We start from the raw sequence: 9,543 nt of genomic DNA on the forward strand, positions 1-9,543 counted from the left end.
TCACTCGGGTGGTCAGTCGGCGACCGAGACGATGACCTCGACCTCGACGGGCGCGTCGAGCGGCAGGGCGGCGACGCCGACCGCCGAGCGCGCGTGGACGCCACGGTCACCGAAGGCCTTGACGAGCAGCTCGCTCGCGCCGTTGATGACACCCGGCTGGCCGGTGAAGCTCGGGTCGGAGGCGACGAAGCCGACGACCTTGACGACTTGGGCGACCTTGTCGAGGTCGCCGACCTCGGACTTGATCGCCGCGATCGCGTTGAGCGCGCACGTCTCGGCGAGGCCCTTCGCGGTGTCGGCGTCGACCTCGGCCCCGACCTTGCCGGTGGCCGCGAGCGCGCCCGAGACCATGGGGAGCTGGCCGGAGGTGAACACGAGGTTGCCGTCACGGACGACGGGGACGTAGGCAGCGACGGGTGGGACGAGCTCGGGTACGGTGAGGCCGAGCTCGGACAGGCGGTCTTCGACGGCGGACATCGGCGCTCAGCCCTTCGGACGCTTGAAGTAGGCGACGAGGCTCGTCCCGTCGGGGCCGGGCACGATCTGGACGAGCTCCCAGCCGTCGGCTCCGAAGTTGTCGAGGATCTGCTTCGTGTTGTGGATCAGCAGCGGTGCGGTGAGGTACTCCCACGTGGTCATGGCCCTCACCCTACTCAGTGGCGCGCCGGCCCTCACCGCGTGCGCCCCGGCACCGACCGTGGCCGGGACCTCGGCGGCCCACGGCGCCGCGACGCCCGGCCGGGCCGCTGCTAGCGTCGCGCCCGTGACGACCGCGCCAGACCCACAGTCCGAGGACGTCCTCTCCCGGCCGAGCCCGCCACCGGCTGCCACGCGGTCCTACGGCCCGGACCCCGCCCAGGTCTACGACGTGCGGCTCCCGCCTCCCGGCGTGACGCCGGTCGGGGCGACCGTCGTCGTCGTCCACGGCGGGTTCTGGCGGCCCGAGTACGACCGGACCCACGCCGGGCCCGAAGCGCAGGCCTTCGCCGACGCAGGCTTCCACGTGGCGGTCGCGGAGTACCGACGAGCCGGTATGCCGGGTGGCGGGGTTCCCGGGACCCTCGACGACGTGCGCGCGGTGGTGGCGGCGGTCGCTCGTGACCCGCAGCTGCCGGGACCGGTCGTCCTCGTCGGGCACTCGGCGGGGGGCCAGCTCGTGGCCTGGGCGGCCGGTCAGCAGTGGTCTAGCGACCCTGCCCTGCGGCTGGCCGGGGTCGTCTCGCTCGCCGGGGTCGTCGACCTGCACGCCGCGGACCGGATGGACCTCGGAGCGGGGGCCGTGCGTTCCTTCGCGGGCGACCCGGCCTCCGACCGCGCGGCCTGGGACCTCGCCGACCCGATGACCTCGTTGCCGCCCCGGGTGCCGGTCCGGCTCGTCAACGCGAGCGAGGACGACGTCGTGCCCGCGTCGGTGGCGGACGCCTACGTGGCTCGCGCCAGGGCGGCCGGCGGCGACGTGTCGGTGGAGGTGGTCCCGGCCGCCGGGCACTTCTCGCTCATCGACCCGGAGCAGCCGGCGTTCGCCCGGGTCGTCGCGGCCGTCCGCTCCCTCGTGCCCTGACCTCCTCCTACGTCGTGGGTTGCTGTGACCCCCAGGCCTGCCAGCCCGGCACTTCACATCAACCGCCGGCCGACGTGAGGCGCAGCGCCGCCTCCACCTGTTCTATGAGGGCCTCCGGCTCGACCTCGCCGAGGGTTTGCGCTCCGTGGCGCAGGTGCCGGAGCACCCTCTGCACGAGGGCACGCCGTCGCCGGCCGCGCACCACCTTCGACACGTCCTCGAGGGCGGCCGGGGTCGCGAGCCGTTGCTGGACGGTCAGGACGAGGATGAGGGCGGCCTGCCGATCGCTCGCCGCCCAGTGCGCAGCCCGAATCGCGGCCACAGCCGGCCGGACGCGCGGGACCCCGGCCCGGATGACCTCGTCCGGCCGACGCCTGGTGATCGTGTGCTGTCGCACGCCCTCGACCGGAGCCACCCGATGGTGGTGGACGATCGAGACGTGGACCAGCTGCTCGTCGTAGCCCGTCAGGCCCGCGGCGAGCAACGCGGTGACGCCGTCGAGCGCCGCAATGCCGTGCCCCACCTCCCAGACGGCGCGCCACCACTGGGCGAGCGGGGTCAGCGGCCCCGTGTGGACGGCCACGGTCTGTCGACCGTGTCGGACCCACCGCTCCGCCCGGACCTCGGCGGCCACGTCGGCCCAACCGATGCCGGCGTGGGCGAGCAGGCGGCGCGACACGACACCGTCGTGGTCGGCGGCAACCGCGCGCGCCGCTCGTCGCCGCTCCGGTCCTCTCACCGTGCCAGCGTGAGGCTCAGCCCGCATGCCTGCCCCACGTTGTGCCCGGACCTGTGGACGCGGCCGTCGTCGGCTCGGGGGTGGGGACACGTGCTCCGGTCGGCCCGGTTCGAGCTGAAAACCCAGCCCTTCCGCCCGGCGCTCCACGTCGACCCACAACCTCGGAGACCCAGAGGACCGTCGAACGCCGCCGCCGAGGTCGCAATAGGGTGGGAGGCGTGACGAGCACGCAGGAGGAGGGGGTCCCGGCAGCACCGCCGTGGGGCGCCGCGCGGTTGCACATCGTCACGGGCAAGGGGGGCACCGGCAAGACGACCGTCGCCTCGGCCCTCGCGATCGGCCTCGCAGCGCACCATCACCGGGTCCTGCTCACCGAGGTCGAGGGTCGGCAAGGCATCAGCCAGACCTTCGACGTGCCACCGCTCGGGACCGAGGAGACGCCCGTGACCCGGGTCGCGGGCGGCGGCGAGATCGTCGGCCTGTCGGTCGAGCCCAAGGCCGCCCTGCTCGAGTACCTCCAGCTCTTCTACAAGCTCGGCCGCGCCGGCCGGCTCCTCGAGAAGTTCGGCGCGATCGACTTCGCGACGACCATCGCGCCGGGGGTCCGCGACGTCCTGCTCATCGGCAAGATCTACGAAGCCAACCGACGGCGCCAGGACGGCCGGCACAAGGGAGACAGCCCACCGGCATACGACTCGATCGTCCTCGACGCCCCGCCGACCGGGCGGATCGGCCGTTTCCTCTCCGTCAACTCGGAGGTCGCCGACCTCGCGCGGATGGGCCCGATCCACTCGCAGGCCGAGTCGATCACCCGGCTGCTCCAGTCCGGCCAGACGGTCGTTCACATCGTGACGCTCCTCGAGGAGATGCCGGTCCAGGAGACGCTCGAGTCCATCGAGGAGCTCGGCGCCAAGGGCTTCCACCCCGGCGCGATCGTCGTCAACATGGTCCGCGAGCCGCTCTTCGACGACGCGGCCCTCGACCAGGCGAGAGAGGGCCGGCTGCACAAGCCGTCCATCAGCGCCCAGCTCGCCGAGGCCGGCGTGAAGGTGACCCCGGCACTCGTCGAGGGCCTGCTCGACGAGGCCCGCGACCACGCCCTGCGCGTCGACCTCGAGCGCGAGCAGCTCGCCCTCCTCGAGTCGACCGGCCTGCCGATCGTGACGCTCCCGGCGCTGCCGGGCGGGGTCGACGCGGTCGCCGTGCGCGAGCTCGCCGAGGTCCTCGTCGCCGAGGGCATGGTCCGATGACCCCGGCGCCCACTCCCCCGGTGCCCGCGCCGCCACGGCTCGACGTCGACCGGCTCATCGACGACCCCTCGATCGGCATCGTCGTCTGCTGCGGGTCCGGCGGCGTCGGCAAGACGACGACGGCCGCAGCGCTCGCCCTGCGTGCCGCCGAGGCAGGCCGCAAGGTCGTCGTCCTCACCATCGACCCGGCGCGGCGCCTCGCCCAGTCGCTCGGCCTCACCCAGCTCGACAACACGCCCCGGCCGGTCCACGCCATCGACACCTCCAAGGGCGGCAGCCTCGACGCGATGATGCTCGACATGAAGCGGACCTTCGACGAGGTCGTCATCGCGCACTCCGAGCCCGAGAAGGCCGAGCAGATCCTCGCCAACCCCTTCTACCAGGCCGTCAGCTCGTCCTTCGCGGGGACGCAGGAGTACATGGCGATGGAGAAGCTCGGCCAGCTCAAGGCGAGCGCCGAGAACTGGGACCTCATCGTCGTCGACACCCCTCCGTCCCGGTCGGCCCTCGACTTCCTCGACGCCCCCAACCGGCTCGGCAGCTTCCTCGACGGCCGTTTCATCCGCCTGCTCACCGCGCCGGCCAAGGCGAGCGGCCGAGCCGGCCTCAAGGTCTTCGGGATGGGCGTTCAGCTCGTCAGCTCGACGATGACGAAGATCCTTGGCGGCCAGATGCTGAGCGACGTCCAGACATTCGTCAACGCGCTCGACACGATGTTCGGCGGCTTCCGCGAGCGGGCCGACGAGACCTACCGCCTCCTCTCGGAGGACGGGACCGCCTTCCTCGTCGTCGCCGCACCCGAACGCGACGCTTTGCGCGAGGCGTCGTTCTTCGTCGACCGCCTCGAGGCCGACGGTATGCCGCTCGCCGGGCTCGTCGTCAACCGGATCACCCGCGTCGCGGCCTCGGGTCTCACCCCCGCGCGGGCGCAGGCCGTCGCCGAGTCCCTCGAGGACGGGGCCGGACCCCGATCGGCGACGAATGCCGCGGGCGTCCTTCGCCTGCACGCCTCGCTCGTGCGCACGGCCGAACGCCAGCGCGAGCTCGCCGACGGCTTCTCACTGGGGCATCCCGGCATACCGGTTGTGCACGTGCCTGCGCTCGGACGCGACGTCCACGACCTGGAGGGCCTCCGGGAGGTCGGGGACGCACTCTCGGGGTCGTGACCCCTTCACGACCCTCGAGAGAACTGCGGTGCGGCTCAGGCGTGCTTGGACTGAGCAGCCATGCCCGAGCGGAGGGCGGCCTTCCACGACACGATGTCGGGCCGCTTGCGCAGCAATGCCCGCCTCTCCCGCTCGGTCATGCCCCCCCATACCCCGAACTCCGTCCGGTTGTCGAGTGCCTCGGCGAGGCACTGGGCGAGCACCGGACAGGCCTTGCAGACCGCCTTGGCGTCGTGCTGCGCCTTGCCGCGGACGAACAGCGCGTCCGGGTCCTGGCTGCTGCAGAGCGCCTGGCTGGCCCACTCCTCGACCCACGAACTCGTCATCGGGACCACGCTCATGACTCAAACCCCTCCCTGCCCGACACCTCCCACGACGCCGGGCCGATCACGGGTCATGAAGACCCCGATCAGGTGGACCCCCCTTCGGCCCAAATGTGACATTACGAGCGTGTGATGCACCCCGACATAGGCCGTATGGACCATTTCGTCGGTGGCGGTGACTAGTCATCGCGTCTCAGGCCGTGGTCCGTGCAGCGGGCGCCCATCTCGGAACCGGGGTTGGAACAGGCTCAGCGGTTACCCTTGGGCCCATGTCTTCACGCACCACGTCCATCAGCGGCGTCATCAGCCTGCTCGGTGCCTTCCTCGCCTCGGCCCTCGTTCTCGGCCTGCTGGCAGCGGGGCTGCTGATGCCGGCCGTGGGCGCGACGGGGGCCCTGGCCCGCAGCGGCGTCGACGTCTTCAACGAGCTGCCGAGCGAGTTCAAGACCGACCCGTTGGCGCAGCAGTCGAAGATCCTCGCCGCTGACGGTAGCGTCATCGCGACGCCGCAGGAGCAGAATCGCATCGTCGTGCCGCTCAAGGACATCGCGCCGATCATGCGCGAGGCCCAGGTCGCCATCGAGGACCACCGCTTCTACGAGCACGGCGGGGTCGACCTGCAGGGCGTCATCCGCGCTGCGATCTCCAACATCCGGACCGGGCAGACGACGTCCGGTGCCTCGTCGCTGACGCAGCAGTTCGTCAAGGTCTCGCTGCAGTACTCCGCGCTCAACGCGGGTGACAAGGCGGCCGCGCAGGCTGCGGTCCGCAAGGACTACATGCGCAAGCTCCGCGAGCTGAAGTACGCCATCACGCTCGAGAAGACGATGACCAAGGACCAGATCCTCGAGGGCTACCTCAACCTCGTCTACTACGGCGACCAGGCCTACGGCGTCGAGGCCGCGGCGCAGCACTACTTCAGCATCCCCGCGTCGCGGCTCAGCCTCTCGCAGGCCGCCCTCCTCGCCGGCCTGACGCAGAACCCGGGCACCACCGACCCGGTGCACTTCCCGACCCGGGCCATCGCGCGGCGCGACGTCGTCCTCGACCGCATGCACGAGCTCGGCCGGATCACCGACAAGCAGTGGACCGACGCCAAGAAGCGCACGCTCAAGCAGGACATGAGGGTCACGATGCCCAAGAGCACGTGCCTCGCCTCGCCCTACCCGTACTGGTGTGACTTCATCATCAACTACGTCCTCGCCATGCCGGAGCTCGGCAAGACGGTCGAGGAGCGCAAGCGCCTGCTCTACACGGGCGGCCTGACGATCACGACGACCCTCGACCCGAGGGTCCAGCAGATCGCCCAGGAGGAGATCACCAAGAAGGTCCCGATCGGTGACCCATCCAGGGTCGGCTCGGCCGCCTACATCACCGAGCCCAACACCGGCAAGGTGCTCGCCTTCGCCCAGAACACGACCTACACCGTGGCTCGGGAGAGCAGCGGCAAGACCGGCATCGCGTGGGCGCTCGACAAGAAGTACGGCGGCTCGGGCGGCTTCCAGTTCGGCTCGACGGCCAAGGCGTTCTCGCTCCTGACGGCCATGGAGTCGGGCATGAGCCTCAACTCGTCCGTCAACGCCAAGGCGGCCGGTGACTCACCGGCCTGGTACTCCCCGAGCGAGTGGCCCGGCGGCCGCGGCAACTGCGGTCCCGGTGACAGGTGGCCCGTCCACAACGACACGCCGTTCGGTGGCGGCAGCATCACCCTCATGAAGGCGACCGCCCTGTCGACCAACACGGCGTTCGTCGCCCTCGCCGAGAAGCTCGGCGGCTGCAAGGTCCGCGACACGATGATCCGCCTCGGCCTGCACCAGTCCGACGGGGAGGTCATCGGCCGTTACGCCCCGCAGTACATCCTCGGCGCGTCCGACGTCTCCCCGCAGGGTGTGGCGCACGCCTACGCAACGCTCGCCTCCGACGGCAAGCGGTGCACGATGGTCGCGGTCACGAAGATCACGCAGGGCGCCAAGGTCATCGCCCAGCCGAAGACCACGTGCCAGCAGGTGGCCGATCCAGACGCGGTCCGCGCCACCGACAAGTTCCTCGAGTACAACATGACCCACGGCTCGGGCATCCGAAACCAGCTCGACGGCGGCGCTCGCCAGTCGGCCGGCAAGACCGGGACGTCCGACAACAACAACGAGTCGTGGTTCGTCGGCTACACGCCGAACCTCGTCACCGCCGTCTGGGTCGGCACCCCGTACGACCCCAGCACCCGGGTCATGAAGAACGTCACGGTCGGCGGCAAGTTCTACCCCGTCATGCACGGCGCGGCGATCGCGGCGCCGATCTGGAAGGGGATCATGAACCGGGCCCTCGCGGGCACTCCGCGGCTCACGTTCCCCGAGCCGTCGGCGAAGTTCTCCAAGGGCTCGATGGTTGACGTTCCCAGTGTTCGCGGCATGAGCATCACCGACGCCACCAAGGCCCTCCAGGACGCCGGCTTCTCCGTCACCGTCGGCAGCGCCGTTCCGTCGTCCCTCCCGTCCGGCCTCATCGTCGGGACGTCCCCGAGCGGCAAGGCGCCCGACGGCAGCGACATCACCATCTACCCCTCCGGCGGAGGCGGCGGAGGCGGAGGCGGCGGTGGAGGCGGCGGCAACAACCAGGGCCAGCCGACGGTCTTCCAGCCGCCGGGCAAGCCCAACGGAAAGCCGACGAAGCCGGGACGGGGCTGAGCGGCATACGGCGCCCCGAGCACCCGTAGGGGCACTCAGGGCAGCCGAAGGGGCCGGCGCGACTCACGCGCCGGCCCCCTCGGCTGTCTGCGACCCGGTGTCAGCCGGCGAGGACCTGCCTGACGACGGCGGCGACGCGCCCGCCCTCGGCGCGGCCCGCGACGGCCGCATTGGCGGCCTTCATCGCGAGGCCCATCTGCGGCATCCCCGTCGCGCCCGACGCCGTGACGGCCTCACGGACGATCGTCGCGAGCTCGTCGTCGGTGAGCTGCTTGGGCAGGTAGGCCTCGAGGATCGCGAGCTCGGCCTCTTCCTTGGCCGCGAGCTCGGCGCGCCCGGCGTCGGTGTAGGCGGTGGCGGCCTCACGGCGCTTCTTCGCCTCCTTGGTGAGCACCTTGAGCACGTCGTCGTCGGTGAGCTCGCGGTGCTCCTTGCCCGCGACCTCCTCGTTGGTGACGGCGGTCAGGGCCATGCGCAGCGAGCCGGCCCGGACCTGGTCGCGCTCGCGCATCGCGGTGGTGAGGTCGGACTGCAGCTGTTCCTTCAGGGTGCTCATGGGGGTCAGTCTCTCAGGTGCGCGTCGCTGCCCTCTCCGATTTCCACCGGGGTGCAAGGATGGCGCCATGCGTGCTGTGACTCGGACCGTGCTCGGGCTCGGCCTCGCCGGAGCCGGGGTGCTCGGCTGGGCGTCGCTCATCGAGCGGAACGCCTTCGTGCTCAGGCGGTTCGAGGTGCCGGTGCTGCCGGCCGGCGCGGACCCGTTGCGTGTGCTGCACCTGTCGGACATGCACCTGCTGCCCCGCCAGCGCGCGAAGTCGACCTGGATCCACAGCCTCGCCTCGCTCGACCCCGACCTCGTCGTCAACACCGGTGACAACCTCGCCGGGCCCGACGCCGTGCCCGCGGTGCTCGACACCTTCGAGCTGCTCCTCGACCGACCCGGCGTCTTCGTGCTCGGGTCCAACGACTACTTCTCGCCGAAGGTCAAGAACCCCTTCCGCTACCTCACGCGCAACCACGCCGAGGGCCTCGGCACGAGCAACCGGCTCCCCACCGCAGACCTCATCCGGGGCCTCGGATCGCGCGGCTGGGTCGACCTGTCGAACCGCCGCGACACCCTCACCGTGCGTGGCCTGCGCCTCGACTTCGTCGGCGTCGACGACCCGCACCTCGGCTATGACCGGCTCGACCTCGTCCGCGGCTCGGCCTCCCCCGAGGCCGACCTCACCATCGGGGTGACGCACGCGCCCTACCAGCGCGTCCTCGACGCGTTCGCCGACGACGGAGCCGCCCTGCTCATCGCCGGCCACACGCACGGCGGGCAGGTCTGCGTCCCCCGGTACGGCGCCCTCGTGACGAACTGCGACCTCGACACGAGCCGGGCCAAGGGCCTGTCGCGGTGGTGGCCCGGTGCGGGCCACCGGCCGTCCTCGGAGGCCCCTGAGGGAGCCGCCTGGCTCGAGGTGTCCGCCGGCCTCGGCACGTCGCCCACGGCCCCCGTCCGGCTCGCGTGCCGTCCCGAAGCCACGCTCCTGACGCTCGTCCCACGCGACTGAGCAGTATGCCGCTGAGCCGGCTGAGCGGCATACGTTCGCGTCCGTCGTGGCCGGGAGGGGGGCGCTGTCCGGGCGAGGTATCCGATTCGGAGATGTGGGCGGTCGTGTACTAGCATTCCTGACTGCTGCCCGGTTCGGCGAAATCCGGCGGGGAGTGCATCACGGGGTGTGGCGCAGCTTGGTAGCGCGCTTCGTTCGGGACGAAGAGGTCGCAGGTTCAAATCCTGTCACCCCGACCAGTGTGATGTCCCGAGACACCGTTGACAG

At 71.2% G+C, this 9,543-nt stretch carries 10 protein-coding genes and 1 tRNA gene; 6 read left to right on the plus strand and 5 right to left on the minus strand.

Annotation, left to right across the window (positions count from 1 at the left end; all coding sequences use genetic code 11):
- Window positions 1-12: 12 nt before the first annotated feature.
- Complete coding sequence (locus N865_RS18035) at window positions 13-477, minus strand: RidA family protein (RefSeq protein ID WP_034808969.1); 465 nt, start codon at window positions 475-477, stop codon at window positions 13-15.
- A gap of 6 nt (window positions 478-483) precedes the next feature.
- Window positions 484-639, minus strand: coding sequence for a DUF4177 domain-containing protein (locus N865_RS22840; RefSeq protein WP_157557767.1), 156 nt, complete (start codon window positions 637-639; stop codon window positions 484-486).
- A 124-nt stretch (window positions 640-763) separates the two neighbouring features.
- On the opposite strand from N865_RS22840, the gene N865_RS18040 reads away from it, so the two are divergent.
- Window positions 764-1,561 (plus strand): alpha/beta hydrolase family protein, encoded by a 798-nt coding sequence (locus tag N865_RS18040; protein WP_034808999.1) that lies wholly within the window; start codon window positions 764-766, stop codon window positions 1,559-1,561.
- A 58-nt stretch (window positions 1,562-1,619) separates the two neighbouring features.
- Here the strand turns inward: N865_RS18040 and N865_RS18045 are convergent, their stop codons facing one another.
- Window positions 1,620-2,300 carry a hypothetical protein gene (locus tag N865_RS18045; RefSeq protein ID WP_157557768.1) on the minus strand — a complete coding sequence of 227 codons (681 nt, stop codon included), beginning with the start codon at window positions 2,298-2,300 and terminating at the stop codon, window positions 1,620-1,622.
- Window positions 2,301-2,518: 218 nt separating this feature from the next.
- Here N865_RS18045 and N865_RS18050 point away from each other — a divergent pair, with 218 nt between their 5' ends.
- The gene (locus N865_RS18050) at window positions 2,519-3,550 is read left to right on the plus strand and encodes an ArsA-related P-loop ATPase (RefSeq protein WP_084328359.1); all 1,032 of its coding nucleotides are present in this window, start codon (window positions 2,519-2,521) and stop codon (window positions 3,548-3,550) included.
- The gene (locus tag N865_RS18055; RefSeq protein ID WP_034808981.1) at window positions 3,547-4,716 is read left to right on the plus strand and encodes an ArsA family ATPase; all 1,170 of its coding nucleotides are present in this window, start codon (window positions 3,547-3,549) and stop codon (window positions 4,714-4,716) included. The genes N865_RS18050 and N865_RS18055 overlap by 4 nt, the downstream gene beginning before the upstream one ends.
- Before the next feature lie 35 nt (window positions 4,717-4,751).
- Here N865_RS18055 and N865_RS18060 read toward each other — a convergent pair whose 3' ends face one another.
- Window positions 4,752-5,042, minus strand: coding sequence for a WhiB family transcriptional regulator (locus tag N865_RS18060; RefSeq protein WP_034809006.1), 291 nt, complete (start codon window positions 5,040-5,042; stop codon window positions 4,752-4,754).
- A 266-nt stretch (window positions 5,043-5,308) separates the two neighbouring features.
- Here N865_RS18060 and N865_RS18065 point away from each other — a divergent pair, with 266 nt between their 5' ends.
- Window positions 5,309-7,720 (plus strand): transglycosylase domain-containing protein, encoded by a 2,412-nt coding sequence (locus N865_RS18065; RefSeq protein WP_034808983.1) that lies wholly within the window; start codon window positions 5,309-5,311, stop codon window positions 7,718-7,720.
- Between the two features lie 100 nt (window positions 7,721-7,820).
- Here the strand turns inward: N865_RS18065 and N865_RS18070 are convergent, their stop codons facing one another.
- Window positions 7,821-8,276 (minus strand): GatB/YqeY domain-containing protein, encoded by a 456-nt coding sequence (locus N865_RS18070; protein ID WP_034808986.1) that lies wholly within the window; start codon window positions 8,274-8,276, stop codon window positions 7,821-7,823.
- Window positions 8,277-8,343: 67 nt separating this feature from the next.
- Here N865_RS18070 and N865_RS18075 point away from each other — a divergent pair, with 67 nt between their 5' ends.
- Both N865_RS18075 and N865_RS18080 read left to right on the plus strand, forming a co-directional pair.
- Complete coding sequence (locus tag N865_RS18075) at window positions 8,344-9,276, plus strand: metallophosphoesterase (RefSeq protein ID WP_034808988.1); 933 nt, start codon at window positions 8,344-8,346, stop codon at window positions 9,274-9,276.
- A 162-nt stretch (window positions 9,277-9,438) separates the two neighbouring features.
- Window positions 9,439-9,515: transfer RNA gene (locus N865_RS18080), tRNA-Pro, on the plus strand.
- Window positions 9,516-9,543 lie beyond the last annotated feature (28 nt).

The sequence above is a fragment of the Intrasporangium oryzae NRRL B-24470 genome, from assembly GCF_000576595.1.
Classification (GTDB): domain Bacteria; phylum Actinomycetota; class Actinomycetes; order Actinomycetales; family Dermatophilaceae; genus Intrasporangium_C; species Intrasporangium_C oryzae.